General features: G+C 63.5%; 17 protein-coding genes. 10 read left to right on the top strand and 7 right to left on the bottom strand.

Annotation, left to right across the window (positions count from 1 at the left end; all coding sequences use genetic code 11):
• Positions 1-21: 21 nt before the first annotated feature.
• Both OVA12_RS23170 and rpoZ read right to left on the bottom strand, forming a co-directional pair.
• Positions 22-2229: a RelA/SpoT family protein gene (locus OVA12_RS23170; protein WP_268141196.1), complete on the bottom strand. Its 2208-nt coding sequence runs from the start codon at positions 2227-2229 to the stop codon at positions 22-24.
• Between the two features lie 77 nt (positions 2230-2306).
• Complete coding sequence (gene rpoZ, locus OVA12_RS23175) at positions 2307-2705, bottom strand: DNA-directed RNA polymerase subunit omega (protein ID WP_268141198.1); 399 nt, start codon at positions 2703-2705, stop codon at positions 2307-2309.
• A 368-nt stretch (positions 2706-3073) separates the two neighbouring features.
• Between rpoZ and OVA12_RS23180 the strand changes: the two genes are divergently transcribed.
• Positions 3074-3673, top strand: coding sequence for a LabA-like NYN domain-containing protein (locus tag OVA12_RS23180; protein ID WP_268141200.1), 600 nt, complete (start codon positions 3074-3076; stop codon positions 3671-3673).
• Entirely contained in the window at positions 3673-4332 is a 660-nt protein-coding gene (locus OVA12_RS23185; protein ID WP_268141202.1) for a uracil-DNA glycosylase, read from the top strand. The genes OVA12_RS23180 and OVA12_RS23185 overlap by 1 nt, the downstream gene beginning before the upstream one ends.
• Positions 4333-4745: 413 nt before the next feature.
• Here OVA12_RS23185 and OVA12_RS23190 read toward each other — a convergent pair whose 3' ends face one another.
• From OVA12_RS23190 to hemB, 5 genes are all read right to left on the bottom strand, one after another.
• The gene (locus OVA12_RS23190; RefSeq protein ID WP_268141204.1) at positions 4746-5507 is read right to left on the bottom strand and encodes an arginyltransferase; all 762 of its coding nucleotides are present in this window, start codon (positions 5505-5507) and stop codon (positions 4746-4748) included.
• A gap of 208 nt (positions 5508-5715) precedes the next feature.
• The gene (locus tag OVA12_RS23195) at positions 5716-6207 is read right to left on the bottom strand and encodes an RDD family protein (RefSeq protein ID WP_268141206.1); all 492 of its coding nucleotides are present in this window, start codon (positions 6205-6207) and stop codon (positions 5716-5718) included.
• Positions 6208-6358: 151 nt separating this feature from the next.
• Positions 6359-7651: a DUF4214 domain-containing protein gene (locus OVA12_RS23200; protein ID WP_268141208.1), complete on the bottom strand. Its 1293-nt coding sequence runs from the start codon at positions 7649-7651 to the stop codon at positions 6359-6361.
• Between the two features lie 164 nt (positions 7652-7815).
• Positions 7816-9045, bottom strand: coding sequence for a threonine ammonia-lyase (locus OVA12_RS23205; RefSeq protein ID WP_268141210.1), 1230 nt, complete (start codon positions 9043-9045; stop codon positions 7816-7818).
• Between the two features lie 56 nt (positions 9046-9101).
• Positions 9102-10133, bottom strand: coding sequence for a porphobilinogen synthase (gene hemB / locus OVA12_RS23210; protein ID WP_268141213.1), 1032 nt, complete (start codon positions 10131-10133; stop codon positions 9102-9104).
• Between the two features lie 260 nt (positions 10134-10393).
• Here hemB and OVA12_RS23215 point away from each other — a divergent pair, with 260 nt between their 5' ends.
• From OVA12_RS23215 to OVA12_RS23250, 8 genes are all read left to right on the top strand, one after another.
• Positions 10394-11533 (top strand): isobutyryl-CoA dehydrogenase, encoded by a 1140-nt coding sequence (locus tag OVA12_RS23215; RefSeq protein WP_268141215.1) that lies wholly within the window; start codon positions 10394-10396, stop codon positions 11531-11533.
• A gap of 13 nt (positions 11534-11546) precedes the next feature.
• The gene (locus tag OVA12_RS23220; protein WP_268141217.1) at positions 11547-12593 is read left to right on the top strand and encodes an enoyl-CoA hydratase/isomerase family protein; all 1047 of its coding nucleotides are present in this window, start codon (positions 11547-11549) and stop codon (positions 12591-12593) included.
• A gap of 56 nt (positions 12594-12649) precedes the next feature.
• Positions 12650-13063, top strand: coding sequence for a DUF6163 family protein (locus OVA12_RS23225; protein WP_268141220.1), 414 nt, complete (start codon positions 12650-12652; stop codon positions 13061-13063).
• A gap of 44 nt (positions 13064-13107) precedes the next feature.
• Positions 13108-13998, top strand: coding sequence for a 3-hydroxyisobutyrate dehydrogenase (gene mmsB, locus OVA12_RS23230; RefSeq protein WP_442793916.1), 891 nt, complete (start codon positions 13108-13110; stop codon positions 13996-13998).
• 1233 nt (positions 13999-15231) lie between these two features.
• Entirely contained in the window at positions 15232-15744 is a 513-nt protein-coding gene (ldtR, locus tag OVA12_RS23235) for a transcriptional regulator LdtR (protein WP_268141222.1), read from the top strand.
• Between the two features lie 352 nt (positions 15745-16096).
• Complete coding sequence (locus tag OVA12_RS23240) at positions 16097-17362, top strand: L,D-transpeptidase family protein (protein WP_268141503.1); 1266 nt, start codon at positions 16097-16099, stop codon at positions 17360-17362.
• 450 nt (positions 17363-17812) lie between these two features.
• Positions 17813-18772: an IS110 family transposase gene (locus OVA12_RS23245; RefSeq protein ID WP_268134326.1), complete on the top strand. Its 960-nt coding sequence runs from the start codon at positions 17813-17815 to the stop codon at positions 18770-18772.
• Positions 18773-18947: 175 nt separating this feature from the next.
• Positions 18948-19142, top strand: coding sequence for a DUF6898 family protein (locus OVA12_RS23250; RefSeq protein ID WP_268141224.1), 195 nt, complete (start codon positions 18948-18950; stop codon positions 19140-19142).
• The last annotated feature ends 68 nt before the right edge of the window (positions 19143-19210 follow it).

A 19210-nucleotide genomic window follows, 5' to 3' on the forward strand; every position in this document is an offset into this window, starting at 1 on the left:
TTCCTGTCTGTCGTCCCGCTCTCAGCCGTTGACACGCGTCACGCTGGACACATTCGACTTGGTGCGGAGCTGGTTGATGATGCGGTTGAGATGTTTGAGGTCCCAGACCTCAAGGTCGATGATCATCTGATGGAAGTCAGCGACCTTGCGGACCATCTTGAGATTGTCGATGTTGCCGCCGTTTTCGCCGATCACCTGGGCAATGGCGGCCAGCGAGCCGGGCTCGTTGAGGGCGGACACGCTGATCCGGGCCGGGAAGCGCTCGGGATTGTCGATGTCGATGTCCCAGCGCACGTCGACCCACAGGTCGCTCTGGTCATCGAACTCCTTCAGCGCCGGCGACTGGATCGGATAGATCGTCAGCCCTTCCGACGGGGTCAGGATGCCGACGATCCGGTCACCGGGGACCGCGCCGCCATTGGGGGCGAAGTTGACCGGGATGTCGCCGGCAAGCCCGCGGATCGGCAAGGCATCGCCGTCGGTGCCAATGACCGTCGGGATTCGGAATTTCAGGCCATGGCCCTTTTCAAGGTCAAACCAGCCTTCGCCCGGCTCCGGCCGGATGATGCCGACACGTTCGTCCTGGTAGTCCGGGTGCACGGCCTTGACGACCTGCTGCGCGCTGACCTCGCCGCGCCCGACGGCCGCGAGCAGGTCGGCGATGCTGTCCTGGTCGAGCAGGCCAAGAACGCCATCGAGCAGGCTCTCCGAGTAGGGCTTGTCGGCACGGGTGAAGGCGCGTTGCAGGATATGCTCGCCGAGCGCGCCATACTGCTTGCGCACGGATTCGCGCGTCGCCCGGCGGATGGCGGCCTTGGCCTTGCCGGTCACGGCGATCGATTCCCAGGCCGGTGGCGGCGTTTGCGCCTGCGAGCGGACGATCTCGACCTCGTCGCCGTTCCTGAGTTCGGTCACCAGCGGCATGATCTTGCCGTTGAGCTTGCAGCCGACACAGGTGTTGCCGATGCTGGTATGAACCGCATAGGCAAAGTCGATCGGCGTCGCCCCGCGCGGCAGCGCGATCAGCCGGCCCTTTGGCGTGAAGCAGAACACCTGATCGTGGAACAGTTCGAGCTTGGTGTTTTCCAGGAACTCTTCCGGCGTGTCGCCCTGCGACAGCATGTCGATGGTGCGCCTGAGCCAGTCATAGGCGCGGCTTTCCTCGGTGTGCCGGGCGATGTTGCGTCCACCCGTCTCGCCGTCCTTGTAGAGCGCATGGGCGGCAATGCCGTATTCGGCAACGCGGTCCATGATCTGGGTGCGGATCTGCAGCTCCACGCGCTGGCGGCGGGGGCCGACGATGGTGGTGTGGATCGAGCGGTAGTCGTTCTGCTTCGGCGTCGAGATGTAGTCCTTGAACCGCCCGGGCACGGTGGACCAGGTGGTGTGGATGACGCCCAGCACCCGGTAACAGGCCTCGGTGGTGCCGACGATGACGCGGAAGCCGTAGATGTCGGAGAGCTGCTCGAAGCCGAGCGACTTCTGCTGCATCTTGCGGAAGATCGAGTAGGGGCGCTTCTCGCGGCCCTTGACCTGCGCCGCGATGCCGCGTTCGGCGATGCGGGCCGTCAGCATTTCCTCGATGTCGGAAATCAGCCCGTCGTTTCGCTCGCGCAGGTTCGTCAGCCGTTCGGCCAGCGTTGCATAGGCATCCGGGTTGAGGGTGCGGAAGGCAAGGTCTTCCAGCTCCTCGCGCATGTCCTGCATGCCCATGCGCCCGGCGAGCGGGGCATAGATTTCCATCGTCTCTTCGGCAATGCGCGCCCGCTTGTGCTCGGGCATGTGCTCGAGGGTGCGCATGTTGTGGAGACGGTCCGCCAGCTTGACCAGCAGAACGCGCACGTCATCGACGATGGCGAGCAGCAGCTTGCGGAAATTCTCCGCCTGCTTGGCCTTCTGCGTCTGCAGGTCGAGCCGCTTGATCTTGGTGAGGCCCTCGACAAGCTTGCCGATCTCCTCGCCGAAGATCGTGTCGATCTCGGCCCGGGTGGCGTCGGTGTCCTCGATGGTGTCGTGCAGCAGGGCAACGGCGATGGTCGCATCGTCGAGGCGCAGATCGGTAAGGATCGCGGCGACTTCGAGGGGATGCGAGAAATAGGGATCGCCCGAGGCACGGGTCTGCGACCCGTGCTTGCGCATGGCGTAGACATAGGCCTTGTTGAGCAAGGCCTCGTCCGCATTGGGGTTGTAACGGGTGACCCGCTCGACAAGTTCGTATTGGCGCATCATGGCCGGAGTTGCATCATGCCGACAAAACACAAGGCGGCATGGCGCACCCGTCTAACGGCTTTCGCCTGCCACCAACCTCAAATGTCGTCCGAACGCTCCGGCGGGACAAGCCCTTCCAGACCGCGCAGCAGATCTTCTTCCGACATGCGGTCGAATTCGACGCTGGAATCGTCCACGGCGTTGATCTGGGTGCCGCCGGACTGGCTGGAGGGAACCATCGGCACGGCTTCCGGCTCCGGCTCGTCCACTTCCACGTACTTCTGCAGCGAGTGGATCAGGTCTTCCTTGAGATCTTCCGGGCTGACCATCTCGTCAGCGATCTCGCGCAGGGCGACGACCGGGTTCTTGTCGTTGTCGCGGTCGACGGTCAGCGGCGAGCCACTGGAAATCATCCGGGCGCGATGGGCTGCCAGCAGCACGAGCTCGAACCGGTTATCGACCTTGTCGATGCAATCCTCGACGGTCACGCGCGCCATAGGATGTCTCCATGTTGATTGGAACTTGAGTCACCAGCGTATACGGCCAACCGCAACGTCGTGCAAGCCTTCGCGGCGCAACATGGTTCATCCACTGAATAATCAGTGAAGAAAACGATTTCAGGCGCGGGCCCAGTCAATCTTTACGATTGCGGCAACTGCATTCGATGTAGTACCTCAAGCAGTGCAGGCGTGGAAATTGGGGCATTTTCATGGCTGGTCTGGCTGAAACCGCAAATCAGGCATATCAAAAAGCGGCAACCAACAGTAGAGTGTACACGGCATGACGTGGTTGCCGACCCGGCGAGCCAGATTGTTGCGAGCACCGCTGCTAAACAACAACGCCGAACGCAAGGGCAGGGTTTCATATGTTCGATTCACGCGAAAAAATTGCTTTGTTTATTGATGGAGCTAATCTGTATTCGACTGCCAAGGCAATCGGCTTCGACATTGACTACAAGATGCTCCTCAAGGAATTCCAGGGCAAAGGTTACTTGCTCCGCGCCTATTACTATACGGCAATCATCGAGGATCAGGAATATTCCTCGATTCGTCCGCTGATCGATTGGCTTGACTACAACGGCTACAAGGTGGTTACGAAGCCCGTGAAGGAATTCGTCGACAGCACCGGCCGTCGCAAGGTCAAGGGCAACATGGACATCGAGCTGGCGATCGACGCCATGCAGCTCGTCGACCATGTCGACCACATCGTCCTGTTCTCCGGCGACGGGGATTTCCGCTCGCTGGTCGAGGCGCTGCAGCGCAAGGGCCGCAAGGTTTCCGTCGTCTCGACGCTGCAGACCCAGCCGCCGATGATCGCCGACGATCTGCGCCGCCAGGCTGACCACTTCATCGACCTGGCCCATCTGGCCTCGCGCGTTGGCCGCGAACCGGTGGAACGCCCGGCCCGCATGACCGACCGTGACCGGGACCGCGAGCGCGAGATCGACGAGGACGACGACTACTGATGGCATCGGCAGGCTGCATGCCGCTGGATCCGGGCAGGGACTGCCCGGACTGCCCGCGTCTGGTTGCTTTCCGCCTGGAGCACCGGGCGCGGTTTCCCGACTGGTTCAACGCCCCGGTCCCCACCTTCAACAGTGAAAACCCACAACTGATGGTGGTCGGACTTGCGCCCGGACTGCGCGGGGCCAATCGAACCGGCCGGCCTTTTACTGGTGATTATGCCGGTGATTTACTTTACGAGACCCTGATCGACTATGGTTTCGCGCGGGGAACCTATCAGGCCCGCCCCGACGACGGGCTGCAGCTAACCGGTGCGATGATCACCAATGCGGTCCGCTGCGTGCCACCGGAGAACAAGCCGACCGGTCCGGAAATCAACACCTGCCGCCCTTACCTGGTCGCGACGCTTGAGGCTACGACAAGCGTGCGCGCCGTTCTGGCGCTTGGCCGCATCGCCCATGACACGTTCCTGTCGACGCTGGGCCTGCCCCGCAGCCGCCATGCCTTTGCCCATGGCGCGAGGCATGACCTGACCTACAACGGCCGCGCCCTGATGCTGTTCGACAGCTACCACTGCTCCCGTTACAACACCAACACGGGCCGCCTGACACGCGAGATGTTCCGCGATGTCTTCACCTCCATGCAGGCCGCGCTGGGGTAGGGAATAGGCAGGCCGACCGGCTGTTCCCCTTTCCTTTTTCGTCATGCCATGGCTCGACCATGGCATCCATGCCGTTGCCTTTCCGTGTGGGGACAGCTTTTCGATGGCGTATGTCTGTGAGGCTGGCCGGGTGGTTAGGTCACGGCGTGGATGCCATGATCAAGTCATGGCATGACGAAGGAGAGGGGAGGCGCGGCACTTCGCTTTGGGCCTCGCCAGTCCCTTCAGCAGCAGCCAACACACGCGTTTCCCTTCCATCGTCGTCATGCCATGGCTCGACAATGGCATCCATGCCGATGCCTGTCCGAGTGGGGACAGCCTTTCGAGGGTGTGTGTCTGTGAGGCTGGTCGGGTGGTGAGGGCACGGCGTGGATGCCATGGTCAAGTCATGGCATGACGAAGACCGTGAGCGTTCAGGGTGTGGCAACCGGCTCTGCCAGGGACCAGCCGTCCGGACCCAGGTGTTCCTGCGGCTGGAAGCGGGCCTTGTAGGCCATCTTGTCGGAGCCATCGACCCAGTAGCCGAGATAGACATAGGGCAAGCCCAGCTTGCGGGCGCGTTCGATGTGATCCAGGATCATGAAAGTGCCGATGCTGAGGTCCTGCCGGTCCGGATCGTAGAACGAATAGACCATCGAAAGTCCGTCGGCGAGGCGGTCACTGAGGGCGACCGCGACGAGCGGGCCAGTGCCGCGGCGGGTCAGGAAGCTGTCCGGCCCCCGGCGGCGATACTCCACCACCATCGTGTCGACATGGGTGTCCTCGATCATCATGGCATAGTCGAGCACGGTCATCTCGGACATGCCGCCATTCTCGTGCCGGGCCTGAAGATAGGTGCGGAACAGATCGTATTGTTCGGATGACGGGGAGGGCGGCATCTCGGCGCCGATCAGGTCGCTGCCCGTCTTCCAGGTGCGCCGGAACGAGCGGGTCCAGGTAAAATCGGCAACACGCACGCGAACGGATACGCAGGCGCGGCACATTTCGCAGGCCGGCCGGTAGGCGATGTTCTGGCTGCGGCGGAAACCGCCCTGGGTAAGGACATCGTTGAGCGAGGACGCTTGATGACCGACGAGGTGGGTGAATACCTTCCTCTCCTGGCGCCCGGGCAGATATGGGCAAGGCGCGGGGGCGGTCAGATAGAACTGCGGATGGTCAATCGGGTGACGGGTCACGACCGCTATTCAGCTCCTGCTGCGTCCTTTCGTCCCTCTAATACGAGGCCGTCGCTGCAAGGACGTCAACAAAAGAATGCGGCATCCATGCCAGTGAGCTGGCAAAGCTGGGGAGCAATTGTAACCGAGTGGCGTCAGATGCCCGGCGCAGGCGCGCCGGGTCAAGGATCGGAGCTGGTGTCGTGAGGTGTTGAGCCGGGCGTCCGCGTCAGACGCGGTGGAGGGCCGAGCTGTTCATGACGACGGTGCCGAGAACAATGTCGTGCAACAGACGCTTGCGGTCACTGAAGAGGCTGATCAGCACCACGAGGGGCGTCAGCAGGGTAAAGGACAGCCAGAACAAGAGAACGTGCATGGCTGCGAGCAGCGCATAGGGCTTGGCGCCGTACCACAGCCGCATCTCGATCCCCATGGCGCGCATGCCGGGCGTTGCCGCGTTGGGACCGCCAAGGGTTACGGCTGTGTAGATGAGTGCCACCGCCTGCCACAGGAAGGCGTAGAAGAACCACGCCAGACCCAACGTGAAGATGCCGAGAAAGAACACCAGAACCCCGGCAACGAACGTGAAGAACGCGACCAGCAGAACGTCGATCAGAAACGCGAACACCCGCTTGCTGCGAATGCCGTCAAACAGCGCGGGGTTGGCCATCGGATCGAACAGATCACGCTTTGGCTGGTCATAACTGGCATCGTAGGTCATCGGCGTCTCCTTGCGAGACTGATGTGGGAGACTTGCGCCGCGAATGCAAGCGCACGCGCCCTTGAGACAATCGGTAAGGCTGCGCAAGTGCAGTGTCTTGATCCCCGCACTGGTCGGGGAGGGCTGGTTGAAGACTGCCATTGGCGGACGTTCAGGCGAGGATGGCGCCGTCGGAGCCGAGCCAGATGCCGTTGGAAATGGCTGCGCCAACCAGTGCCTTGTTCTCCGCGCTTTCCGAAAAGCCGATCAGCACCGTCGACCGGTCCCAGGACCCGTCCGACAGGCGCTGCTGCCAGCCGGCAAGACCGGCCGCATCGGCGCCCCGGCCGAGCACGTTGAGATAGAGCGCGTTGATGTAAGTCGTATCGGAGACATTGCTGCCATAGCGCTGGCGGAACTCCTGCGAGGCGATGAAGGCACTCGACATGGTGGTGAGCCCCATCCCGCCGTCGACCAGACCGACATTATGCGCAAGCCCCAAGGTGTCCGGCGTACGGGCAAAGGCGGCCTGATAGAGGCGGTAGACCTGTCCGGCATTGCCATCCAGATCGAGCGCGAGCACGCCGTCGGTAAAGGCTAGGCGTTCGATCTGCTGCATCTGCCAGGTCTCGAACGTGGTGCGCACGGTGCTGCCGGTCACCGCGAAGGCGCCGCGGGGGGCAAACATCGCCAGCGTGTCGAGACCGGCGCCGCCGTTGAGCGTGCCCCCTTCGGCCGGACGCACAAGCTGATCATTGAGCGTGGTCGGCACGCCGATGTCGGACAGGACCGCGAAATCGACGGCGCTGATCGTCAGCACCTGGCCGTTCGGGGCGGCCGGCGCCATCAGGTCTTCGGAGTTCTGGTTGATGTGCGGACCGGATTCCAGCTTGAGCACGCCGCCATTGGCCGCGACAGTGTTCTTGCCGGTGAACACGCCCTGACCATTCTGCTTGGCGATGAAACGGTCAAAGGTCGAGATCGCGGTGAGCCCGGTAAAGTCGTAGTTCTGCGCGGCCCAGCCGTTGAAACCGAGGCCGTGGCCAATCTCGTGCAGGGCGACGGAGATGTAGTCGACCTTGTCGCGGGGCACGACCGTGGCGGTGCCGTTCGACGGATCGAAATGGAACACATTGGCGCGGATGTCGTCGAGATCAACGCTGACGATGATGTCCGCAGCCCCGCCATTGGGATCAACACCGGTGAGCATTTCCGCCGCCGTGCCGTCGAGGAACAGGTTGCGGCCGTTGATCTCCGTGATGAAGACACTGGTGCCGCTGCCAGCGGTGGCCAGCGCTGTGCCCATGCCGGTCTTCAGCGTGATCTCGATCTCGATGTTGGCATTGCCCGTCAGCTTCGTTGCCCACTTGCCGAAGGCAGCCTGTGTGTTGGCAATGATCTGCGCGGCAAGCGAGGCAGAAACCGTCGCCGGATTCGTGATGGTGGTGGTCGATGTGACAGCCATGCAGGCCCCCCGGAATGCATGAAGATGCCGCAGCGTATCACGAGACTTCGCGCTGTTTGCTGATTCTCTTTGCGATCACCCGGGCGAAAATCCGGCCGACTTTCAAACGCATGCCACTGAGAACGCGAACGCGGGAAGGCCAGGTTTTCGAGGCCCTCAACACCTCACGCCATCACTTCAGCCACATTCATCGGCCGCACGGGGAAGCCGCGCGCTTCCAGGGCCGAGATGATCTTCTGGCCATGGGCTGCATCGAAAGTCTCGAAGGTGACGTCCAGCGTCGCGCCCTTAGCCGGCACATTGAGGAACAGCCGGTGGTGCGACACGTCCACCACATTGCCCTGCATCTTGCCAATCAGGGTGGTGATTTCGCCGAGCACGCCCGGCCGGTCGGGCGTGTCGATGCGGATGGCGAGAAGCTTGCCGTCGCGGGCGAGCTCGCGCACCACGATGGAGGAGACAAGCCGAGGGTCGATGTTGCCGCCGCACAGGACAAGCCCGACTTTCTTGGCCGAGAAACGGGCAGGGTCGGTGAGAAGGGCCGCAAGGCCTGCGGCCCCGGCGCCTTCGGCCAGCGTCTTCTGCTGCGTCAGGAAAAGGTTGATCGCCCGCTCGATGGCGCTTTCCTCGGCAAGGATGATGTCATCGACAAGCTCGGCCACGACGGCTCGGGTGAGATCACCGACATCGCGCACGGCAATGCCTTCGGCGATGGTCGGGCCGCCGCAAGTGACCGGCTCGTTGTTCAGCGCGCCCCACATGGCCGGATAAAGCCGGGTCTCGACGCCGATGACGGAGATTGACGGCTTCAGCCCCTTGGCCGCCACCGCCATGCCGGAGATCAGCCCGCCGCCGCCCACCGGCACGACAAGGCAGTCGAGGTCCGGGTCCTCGGCCAGCATTTCCAGCGCGATGGTACCCTGGCCGCGCATGACGTGCGGATCGTCAAACGGGTGCACCCAGACGAAGCCATGCTCTTCCGACAGGCGCTGCGCCTCGGCCTTGGCCTCGACCAGCGTGTCGCCGGACAGGACCACGGTGGCACCATAGCCGCGCGTCGCTGTGATCTTCACGAAAGGCGTCGGCTCCGGCATGACGATGGTCGCCGGGATGCCGAGACGCCCGGCATGATAGGCGACGGCCTGGGCATGGTTGCCGGCCGACATGGCAATGACGCCGCGGGCCCGTTCCTCCGCCGTCAGCGACAGGAGCTTCACCAGGGCGCCGCGCTCCTTGAAGGCGCCGGTGACCTGGAGGTTGTCATACTTGATGCTAACAATGGCGCCGGTCAGCGCCGACAGTTTCGGCGCCGGCAGGAAGGGGGTGCGCAGCACCGACCCGTCAATGAGACGGGCCGCATCCTGAACATCGGCAAGCGTGATCGGCAGGGGCATCAAGACCTCGGGGTCAGACTGGACGGATCTGGCCGGACCTGGCCAGTTGGCGCAGCTCAGCGGGCGCGCTTGAGGATCTCGGCGACCTTCGGGGCGAAATAGGTGAGGATGCCGTCGGCACCGGCGCGGCGGAACGCCATCAGGCTCTCCATCATGGCGCGTTCGCCGTCGATCCAGCCGTTGTGGGAGGCAGCTACGATCATCGCGTATTCGCCGGACACCTGATAGGCGTAGGTCGGCACGCGGAAGCTCTCCTTCACCCGCTGGATGATGTCGAGATAGGGCATGCCCGGCTTGACCATCACCATGTCCGCCCCTTCTGCAAGGTCCATCTCGACCTCGCGCAGGGCTTCGTCGGTGTTGGCGGGATCCATCTGGTAGGTGCGCTTGTCACCAATGAGCGTCTTGGAGGTGCCGACTGCGTCGCGGAACGGGCCATAGAAGGCCGAGGCGTATTTCGCAGAATAGGCCATGATCTGGGTGTCGCGGTGACCGGCTTCGTCCAGCGCGCGGCGGATCGCGCCGATACGGCCGTCCATCATGTCGGACGGGGCAATGACGTCAGCGCCGGCTTCCACCTGGACGAGGGCCTGACGGCAGAGCTGGTCGACGGTCTCGTCGTTGAGAATGCGCTCGCCCAGCAGCAGGCCGTCGTGGCCATGGCTGGTGTAGGGGTCGAGCGCCACGTCGGTGATGAGGCCGATGTCGAGCCCGGCCTGCTTGATGGCCCGGCAGGCGCGGCAGATGAGGTTTTCCGAATTGAGCGCTTCCGTGCCGGCCTCATCGCGCAAGGCCGGGTCGGTGTAGGGGAACAGCGCCAGCGCCGGGATGCCGAGGCTTGCAGCATATTCCGCTTCGCGCACGGCCTCATCCACCGACAGGCGCTCGACACCGGGCATGGAGGCGACCGGCTGGCGCACGCCGTGGCCGTCGACCAGGAAGATCGGCCAGATCAGGTCATTGATGGAGAGCGTCGTTTCCTGCACCAGCCGCCGGGCCCAGTCGGCGCGGCGATTGCGCCGCATGCGGCGTCCGCCGAGAATGTCGTCGATATGCTCGGACGTGATGCGGGGCGAATGGGAAGACATGGGCGTTTCCTGACCTTGGCCCTGAGGGCCGGCATTTTTGATGGCCGGACTTTAGCAACAGGGGGAGTGCTTCGCCAGTCATCCATGGGCGAGGGGCCTGCGGCGGTTTGGCGGAGGAGGGCGACTGTCCACAACACACTCAGCCGAATAGCCGATCGGCGCGCAAATTGACGTTAACGTCAAAAATAGCTACGAAAAACCAAGGCCGACGCTGCGGCGGCGCTCGCAGACAGCCACGGGCGGACCATTGGGAGGTGGCCATGGATTTTAGCCTGACTGAGGACCAGCTGGCGTTTCAGGATCTGGCCGCAGGCTTTGCCCGCGACGAGATGGAGCCGCATGCCCGGGAGTGGGATGAAAAGTCCATCTTTCCGGTCGAGACCTTGCGCAAGGCGGCCGCGCTCGGCTTTGCCGGCATCTATGTGCGCGAGGAGGTCGGCGGTTCCGGCCTGACGCGGCTGGATGCGGCGCTGATCTTCGAGGAGCTGGCCAAGGGCTGCACCTCGACGGCGGCCTATATCTCGATCCACAACATGGTCGGCTGGATGATCGACCGTTTCGGCTCGGACGAACTGCGCCAGCGCTATGTGCCCGATCTTTGCACCATGGCGCGCTTTGGCAGCTACTGCCTGACCGAACCGGGCTCGGGGTCGGATGCCGCCAGCCTCAGGACGCGGGCGGTGCGCGAGGGCGATCACTATGTCCTCAATGGCTCCAAGGCCTTCATCTCCGGCGGCGGCGCGGCGGACATCTATATCGTCATGGCGCGCACGGGCGGGGAGGGGGCCGGCGGAGTTTCCTGCTTCGTCGTCGAAAAGGGCACGCCCGGCCTCAGCTTCGGCGCGCAGGAGATCAAGCTTGGCTGGAAGAGCCAGCCGACGGCGCAGGTCAACTTCACTGACTGCCGCATTCCGGCTGGCAACCGTATCGGCGAGGAGGGCGAAGGCTTCAAGTTCGCCATGGCCGGTCTCGACGGCGGCCGCCTCAACATCGGTGCGTGTTCGCTGGGAGCGGCGCAGACCTGCCTCGACAGGGCCATTGCGTACATGAAGGAGCGCCGCCAGTTCCGCAAGGCGCTGACCGAGTTCCAGGCGCTGCAGTTCCGCCTGGCCGACATGGCAACGGAGCTGGAGGCCGCGCGGCTCTTGCTGCACAAGGCGGCGATTGCGGTGAACGACAAGGCTCCGGGTGCGACGCGGCTGGCGGCGATGGCCAAGCGGCTCGCCACCGACACGGGCTTTGCCGTCGTCAACGAGGCGCTGCAGCTGCACGGCGGCTATGGCTACTTGCGCGACTATCCGATCGAGCGCTACCTGCGCGACGTGCGGGTGCACCAGATCCTGGAAGGCACCAACGAAATCATGCGGGTGATCATCGCCCGCGACCTGCTGGGTCGCTGAGGGAGCGCTGGCCATGACCGATGACGTGCTGTTCGAGACAAGGGGCAAGGCCGGGATCATCACGCTGAACCGGCCGCAGGCACTGAACGCCCTGACGCATGACATGGTGCGGGCGATCTCTGTGCAGCTGGACGACTGGGAGCATAATCCCGCCGTTGAGCGCATCCTGTTGCGCGGGGCGGGCGAGAAGGCCTTCTGCGCCGGTGGCGACATCCGCCAGGTCTATGAGAGCGGCGAGGCGCTGGGCCGCACCGGCAACCCGGAGCAGACCCGGTTCTTTGGCGATGAATACATCCTCAACGCCCGCATCCATGCCTTCGCCAAGCCGTGGATCTCTCTGATCGACGGCATCGTCATGGGCGGTGGCGTTGGCCTGTCGGTGCATGGCAGTCACCGGGTGGGAACGGAAAAGACCCTGTTCGCCATGCCGGAGACCGGCATCGGCTTCTTCCCCGATGTCGGCGGCTCCTATTTCCTGCCCCGCCTCACGTCCGGCATCGGGCTCTACTGCGCGCTGTCGGCTGCAAGGCTGAAACAGGCCGATGCGCTTTATGCCGGGGTGCTGACCCACACGGTGCCCTCAGCGGCGATTGCAGCCCTGACCGACGCGCTCGCGGCTGCGGAGGATGTCGAGGCCGTGCTGGCAGCCCATGCGGTGGATCCCGGCCCGGCACCGCTGGCCGCCCATAAGAGCGAGGTCGAGCACATCTTCACGCAGCCGACGCTCGCCGCAGTGATGGCGGCGCTTGAGGCGGCGACCGGAGACTTTGCCGAAGGCGCGCGCAAGGCCATTGCAACGAAGTCACCGACCAGCGTCGCCCTGTCCTTCGAGCAGCTGAAGCGCGGGGCGAGCCTGGCGTTCAACGCCTGCATGCGCATGGAGTACCGGATCGTCAGCGAGATCCTGAAGCACCATGACTTCTATGAAGGCGTCCGCGCGGTGCTGATCGACAAGGATAACGCGCCGCGCTGGACGCCGGACCGGCTGGAGCTGGTGGACAGTGCCGCGCTTGGCGCGTATTTCGAGGAGCCGGCCGGCGGTGACCTGCCGCTGGCCTGAACCCCTTCCGAAGTACCGCCAGGGTCTGAGCAAGGCCGGCCAACCGGGGCACCGCCATGATCGTCGCGTTCCAGGATCTCATGAAGAACCGTCCGGCCTGGGCGATCGTGCTGATGTGGTATCTGCGGGCCATGGCGCTGCTGCTGATCGCTGGCGGCATCATCCACTGGGCCCGCATCATCGGCTTCACACCCTGGCGCGGCGTCTGGTTCTGGGACATGCCGGTGGAATGGCAGACGGCGACCGTGTTCTTCGCTGTGCTGGATCTCGTGGCCGCCATCGGCCTGTGGCTGACCGTGTCCTGGGGCACGGTGATGTGGCTGTTCCGGGCGCTCAGCCAGATCGTCATGCACACGGCTTTTTCCGATATCTTCGGCCGTCGGCCGTATGAAATATCTTTCTACATGCTTACCATCGCTGTCTATCTTTTTCTGCTTTACTTAATGGAGCAGGAACAGAGGAAGAAGTAGAAAGAGACGCCGGACAACGGCAAGTTACTTTGGGAGAATGCAACATGAAGACAGTCGGGTTTATCGGCCTTGGCAACATGGGCGGGCCGATGGCGGCAAACCTCGTGAAGGCCGGCTACCGCGTATTCGGCTTCGACCTGCACTGGGAGGCCCAGGAGCGGCTGACCGAAGCCGGCGGCGTGGTGGCTGCGACCGTAGCCGGGGCTGTCAGCGATGCCGATGTTGTCGTCTCCATGTTGCCCGCCGGCAAGCATGTCCGCTCGGTCTACACCGGCCCTGATGGTGTCATCGCCAACGCGCCGAAGGGCGCGCTGCTGATCGACAGCTCGACCATTGACGTCGACAGCGCGCGTGCCGTCGCAGAGGCTGCCAAGGCAGCCGGAATGCTGATGGTCGATGCGCCGGTGTCCGGCGGCGTTGGTGGCGCGGCGGCCGGCACCCTGACCTTCATGGTCGGCGGTGAAGCCGAGGCGTTCGAGCGCGCCAAGCCGATCCTGTCCGCCATGGGCAAGAACATCATCCACGCCGGTGGCGCGGGTACGGGCCAGGCGGCCAAGATCTGCAACAACATGATCCTCGGCATCTCGATGGTCGCCGTCAGCGAGGCCTTTGTCCTCGCCGAACGTCTCGGCCTCGATGCGCAGAAGCTCTTTGACATTTCCTCGACATCGTCGGGCCAGTGCTGGTCGCTGACCAGCTATTGCCCGGTGCCGGGGCCGGTGGCGACCTCGCCGGCCAACCGTGACTACCAGCCGGGCTTTGCCGCGCAGATGATGCTGAAGGACCTGAAGCTTGCCCAGGAAGCGGCGCAGTCGTCGGGCGCTGCCACGCCGCTTGGCGCCCAGGCTGCCGCGCTCTACGCCATGTTCTGCAACTCCGGCCACGCCGACATGGACTTCTCCGGCATCGTCAAGTACCTGCGCGGCGACGCCTGAGGGCTGACGGCTGAGGGCTGACGCCTGTCATCACATCCCGGATCGGGCCGTTCTGTCACAGGCAGAGCGGCCCGTTTTGCTTTGTCCAGACCAACAGCTTTCGTCATGCCATGGCTCGACCATGGCATCTACACCGTTCCCTAGCAGCTTGGGGAGCGCATCGACGAGGATTGTCATGGAGGCACAGCGTTGGCCGGGACGTCTCGGCATGGATGCCATGGTCAAGCCATGGCATGACGAAGAAGAGGGTGTGAGATCAGTGGGGCAACGTCAGCCGGGGTCCGCGCTTCGGGATTGGTTTGTGTTTCCCCTGACCATCAACTTTCGTCATGCCATGGCTCGACCATGGCATCTACGCCGTTCCCTAGCAGCTTGGGGAGCGTATCGACGAGGATTGTCATGGAGGCACAGCGTTGGCCGGGACGTCTCGGCATGGATGCCATGGTCAAGCCATGGCATGACGACGGAGAGGGTGTGAGATCAGTGGGGCAACTTCAGCCGGGGCCCGCTCTTCGGGATTGGTTTGTGTTTCCTCTGAACAACGGCATTCGTCATGCCATGGCTTGACCATGGCATCCACGCCGTTCCCTCGCAGCTTGGGGTGCGTGTCGACGAGGATTGTCATGGACGCACAGCGTTGGCCGAGACGTCTCGGCATGGATGCCATGGTCAAGCCATGGCATGACGAAGGAGAGGGTGTGAGATCCGTGGGGCAACACCACCCGGGGCCCGCGCTTCGGGAATGGTTTGTGTTTCCCCTGACAACCAACTTTCGTCATGCCATGGCTTGACCATGGCATCCACGCCGTTCCCTTGCGGCTCGGGGGAGCGTGTCGACGAGGATTGTCATGGACGCACAGCCAGAGCCGAGACGTCTCGGCATGGATGCCATGGTCGAGCCATGGCATGACGAAGGAGAGGGTGTGAGATGAGTGGGGCCCGGCAGGCTTTACCGGCCTTCTCCCTTTTGCAGAAACATTTCAGAAAAAATGCGGGCGCCCCAAACGGGGGCTGTGGGCGAAATGTGGACGGGCCCGCGAGGCAGCCGGCAAAGCTCAAGCATTCCTGCGGCTTATCGCAAAACCCAGCGAAATCGCCATTAAAAGTCTCGGAAACTTCTTAACTGACGATTCAGTGTGTCTTTTAAGCGGATTTTAGAAACGCGCCTGTATGTTGAACTCAAGGTGGGAAAAATATCCGCCGGAAGACAGGTAGAAATAGAGGCGCAAACAAATGATCTCAGCAACCAGGGCTGTGGACGCCGCTGTGCAGGCTGAAAAGGACGTGGACATCAAGCCACTGTACCTTGAAGCTCTGACACTCGTCGAAAGACTTCACCGGCGTCTGCTTGACGTCATCAAGGATGAGTTTGACCGCATGGGCCGGTCGGACGTCAACAGCGTTCAGGCGCTGCTGCTGTTCAACATCGGCGACAGCGAGCTGACCGCAGGCGAGCTGCGCACCCGCGGCTATTACCTCGGCTCAAACGTCTCCTACAATCTGAAGAAGCTGGTCGAGACCGGCTACATTCACCACCAGCGCTCGCGCATGGACCGCCGTTCGGTCCGCGTCAGCCTGACGCCGAAGGGCGCCGAAGTGGCCAAGATCGTCAACGACCTCTACGAGCGGCACATCCTGTCGGTCGCGCAGGTTGGCGAAATCGGCCCGGACGAGTTCACGCAGCTGAACAAGTCGCTGCGCCGTCTGGAACGCTTCTGGACCGACCAGATCCTGTACCGGCTCTGATCCCGCATCTGACCGCAGCTCAGCCCCCCGCGAGCCATGCGTCTGTCGCAACGCCGCCCTTCCGAGGGCGGCGTTCGCTTTTGCGCCGCGGCATGACATGTTTCAGCCACAAAATCCTGACTATGTGACCTTGACGTCATGTGGGCAGAGCGTCCTGCCGCCCATCCGGTGATGCGGTCAGTGTGACCCTCGTTAAGCGGCTCGTTAGATCTGACGGGTTAGGGTTTGCGAGTGCGGTCCGTGCGCAGCATCGCCTTCAGTCCTGGATTTCAGTCCGGACGGGGTCAGGCAGGATGTGGTCGTCGGGTGCCAAGGGGCAAAAGGAGCGGTGCGGGTGAGTGTGCGTCAGGACATGAGACAGGTTCGCCTGTCGGTGAAGGCAGCCGTTCTTGCGGCCATCGCGGGTCTGGGTCTGGGTGGCAGCCATGCTTATGCGCAGTCCCCTGCCGAGGCGCTTGCACAGTACAACCAGCGCGCCGAGTGGGAAGACAAGTTCGACGCCACGCTGGAAAGCCTGGACGCGATCAAGACGTCCACGCCGATCCTCTCCGCCAGCACGGCCGAGTTCATGGCCGGTGCGATCAACCAGTACTCGATGATTGTCCAGCGCGGCGGCTGGGGCCAGGTGCCCCCGTCGAACCGTCCTCTGCGCATCGGGGCGCAGGACAGCTCCGTGACCGAGCTGCGCCGCCGCCTGATGGCGTCCGGCGATCTGGAGCAGACCGCTGGCCTTTCCGATACCTTTGATTCCTATGTCGACGCAGCTGTGCGCCGGTTCCAGGTCCGTCATGGCCTGATCCCGGATGGGTCCGTCGGCCAGACCACGCTGGTGGCGCTGAACGTTCCGGCGGAAGTGCGCCTGCGCCAGCTGGAAACCAACATGATCCGGCTGCGGGCCATGTCCGGCTTCCTGGGTGACCGCTATGTGATGGTCAACATCCCGGCCGCCGAGATCGAGGCTGTCGAGAACGGCCGCGTGCGGTCGCGCCACACCGCCGTGGTGGGCAAGATCGACCGCCAGACGCCGATCCTCAATTCCAAGATCTACGAGGTCAACTTCAACCCGTACTGGACCGTGCCGGTGTCGATCATCCGCAAGGATCTGATCCCGAAAATGAAGCAGGATCCCCAGTACCTGGCCAAGAACAAGATCCGCATCTTCGACTGGAAGAACAACGAACTGGCCTGGCAGCAGATCGATTGGAACACCGAAGAGGCGACCCAGTACCAGTTCCGCCAGGAACCGGGCGAGATCAACTCCATGGGCTCCATGAAGCTGAACTTCCACAACACGCATCAGGTCTATCTGCACGACACGCCGTCCAAGTCGTTGTTCGGCACCGACAACCGCTTCCATTCCTCGGGCTGCGTGCGCGTCCAGAACGTGCGCGATCTGGTCAGCTGGATGCTGGAATCGACCACGCCGGACTGGAGCCGCTCGCGCGTTGACGAGACCATCCGCTCGGGCCTGCGCGAGGACGTGAAGCTGAAGACCCAGGTGCCGCTGTACCTGACCTACATCACCGCCTGGGCGAACGAGGACGGTATCGTCCACTTCCGAGAGGACATCTACAACCGCGACGGCCTCTACGGCGGCGACGTCGCCGGGTTGCAGTAAGCGAGATGAACCTAACAGGGCCGGATTTTCCGGCCCTTTTGCTTCTGGGGCTTCGCTCCGTGTCACCCCGGCCAAGCGCAGCGCGAGCCGGGACCTACTCGCTCGCAGAGCAGCGATGCGGGTGCCGCAGCGCTGCAACAGGCATCACGCGCCCTCGCTGCAGCCTGTGGTGCTGTCGAGCCACGTACCGCTTCTCTGCGAGCGAGTAGGCCCCGGGTCTCCGCTTCGCTCCGCCCGGGGTTGTTTGTTGTCCGAGGTGCTAGGGTAAAGGGGAAGCTGCGACCCTTAACCCGCAGCTTCAGCGTCAGGCGACCGTCCCGGGGTCGGGTTTTCACCCGCTGTCATCATGGCTCCCTGACGCTTCCCTTTTCCCGCTTGGAGAGTTGATTGGGCCTCTGGTTGACACCCACGCCCGCAAACAATCCGAAGCACGTCAAGGATAGCACGGCCATGCCCGCCCTGCAGCAGCCTCCCGCCCATGTCTGCGGCTTCGATGTCGCCAAGGACAGCATCACCGCCTTCGACACCGCCACCGGCCGTGTCACGACCTTCCCCAACCGCTCCGCCAGCATCCGCAAGGCGCTGACAGGCCTGTCGGCCGACTGCCTGTGCGTGTTGGAGCCGACCGGCGGCCACGAGCGCCTGCTGGTGGGCGAACTGACGGCAGCAGGCCTTGCCTGCCACCGGGCCGATACCGTTAAGGTCAAGGCATTCAGCCGGTCCTTCGGCCGTCTTGCCAAGACAGACGCCATCGATGCCCAGGCTCTGGCCCGCTATGGCGAGGAGCGCTGGAAGACACTCGCCCTGTTCACGCCGGCCGATGAGACCCAGAGCACACTCGCCAGCCTCAATGCCCGCCGTCAGGAGCTTCTCGCCCTCAAGGTGGCCGAGCAGAACCGCTCAAAGATCCCCGGAGAGGGACCTGGCATCGCGATCATCCGCCGCTCCTGCCAGGTCATCCTGCGGGCGATCCTGCACGAGATCGAGGCCATCGACGCCGCCATCGAGGCGCTCGTCGACGCCTCGCCGCAGCTCGCCCGCCGGATCGAGGTCTGCTGCTCCCTGCCGGGCGTGGGCAAGCGCACCGCCATCACCCTCGCCGCAACCATGCCGGAACTGGGAACGATGGACCGGCGCCAGGCCGCAAGCCTCGCCGGGGTCGCCCCTCATCCCAAGGACAGCGGAACCCTCAAGGGATATCGCCGGATGCACGGCGGACGCTCCACCGTCAAGCCGGCCCTCTTCATGGCCGCCTTGTCCGCAAGCCGCGCAAACGGGCCATTAAAGGAGGTCTATCAAAGGCTTATCAACAACGGGAAGAAGCCAATCCTCGCAATCGCCGCCCTCATGCGAAAGATCATCGTCATCCTGAACGCAAGGATCAGGCAAAACGCACAACAACAGAGTTGATGACACGGAGAGTGAGGGTCATTGACGCCCCCATCCGCGCTGTCCCAGCCTTGAGCCGCGACCTGTGTCCGGAGGGCGAGCCATGCAGCCATTGGTACAGCCGGAGTGGATGCCCTCGCAGCTGGTGTTGCCCTTTGCTAGGATGGGGAACGTCCGGAATCAGGAGCAGCACGCCATGACGGGGCAAAGCGGGGAAGTCTATTTCGAGTTCGTACCCATTGGCCGTCAGGTGAAGGTCATTGCCATTGATGCGGCCTCCGGGGTCGAGGTCAGCATCATCGGACCAAGTGCGGCCTCGCAGCGTGACCTTGAAAGCGTTGCCTTGCGCAAACTGCAGAAGCGCATGGCGGATCTCGCCGGCGAGGGCTGATCGGTCACGCCTCGAAAGCCGCCATGCGTGCGGCCTTTTCCCGCGCATGTCGGATCATGGCAGAGCTG

It is taken from the genome of Pannonibacter sp. SL95 (genome assembly GCF_026672425.1).
Classification (GTDB): domain Bacteria; phylum Pseudomonadota; class Alphaproteobacteria; order Rhizobiales; family Stappiaceae; genus Pannonibacter.

Bases quoted from the DNA above. Each gene is read 5' to 3' on its own strand.
- OVA12_RS23170 (WP_268141196.1), bottom strand. From the start codon at position 2,229: ATGATGCGCCAATACGAACTTGTCGAGCGGGTCACCCGTTACAACCCC.
- rpoZ (WP_268141198.1), bottom strand. From the start codon at position 2,705: ATGGCGCGCGTGACCGTCGAGGATTGCATCGACAAGGTCGATAACCGG.
- OVA12_RS23180 (WP_268141200.1), top strand. From the start codon at position 3,074: ATGTTCGATTCACGCGAAAAAATTGCTTTGTTTATTGATGGAGCTAAT.
- OVA12_RS23185 (WP_268141202.1), top strand. From the start codon at position 3,673: ATGGCATCGGCAGGCTGCATGCCGCTGGATCCGGGCAGGGACTGCCCG.
- OVA12_RS23195 (WP_268141206.1), bottom strand. From the start codon at position 6,207: ATGACCTACGATGCCAGTTATGACCAGCCAAAGCGTGATCTGTTCGAT.
- OVA12_RS23200 (WP_268141208.1), bottom strand. From the start codon at position 7,651: ATGGCTGTCACATCGACCACCACCATCACGAATCCGGCGACGGTTTCT.
- OVA12_RS23205 (WP_268141210.1), bottom strand. From the start codon at position 9,045: ATGCCCCTGCCGATCACGCTTGCCGATGTTCAGGATGCGGCCCGTCTC.
- hemB (WP_268141213.1), bottom strand. From the start codon at position 10,133: ATGTCTTCCCATTCGCCCCGCATCACGTCCGAGCATATCGACGACATT.
- OVA12_RS23215 (WP_268141215.1), top strand. From the start codon at position 10,394: ATGGATTTTAGCCTGACTGAGGACCAGCTGGCGTTTCAGGATCTGGCC.
- OVA12_RS23220 (WP_268141217.1), top strand. From the start codon at position 11,547: ATGACCGATGACGTGCTGTTCGAGACAAGGGGCAAGGCCGGGATCATC.
- OVA12_RS23225 (WP_268141220.1), top strand. From the start codon at position 12,650: ATGATCGTCGCGTTCCAGGATCTCATGAAGAACCGTCCGGCCTGGGCG.
- mmsB (WP_442793916.1), top strand. From the start codon at position 13,108: ATGAAGACAGTCGGGTTTATCGGCCTTGGCAACATGGGCGGGCCGATG.
- ldtR (WP_268141222.1), top strand. From the start codon at position 15,232: ATGATCTCAGCAACCAGGGCTGTGGACGCCGCTGTGCAGGCTGAAAAG.
- OVA12_RS23240 (WP_268141503.1), top strand. From the start codon at position 16,097: ATGAGACAGGTTCGCCTGTCGGTGAAGGCAGCCGTTCTTGCGGCCATC.
- OVA12_RS23245 (WP_268134326.1), top strand. From the start codon at position 17,813: ATGCCCGCCCTGCAGCAGCCTCCCGCCCATGTCTGCGGCTTCGATGTC.
- OVA12_RS23250 (WP_268141224.1), top strand. From the start codon at position 18,948: ATGACGGGGCAAAGCGGGGAAGTCTATTTCGAGTTCGTACCCATTGGC.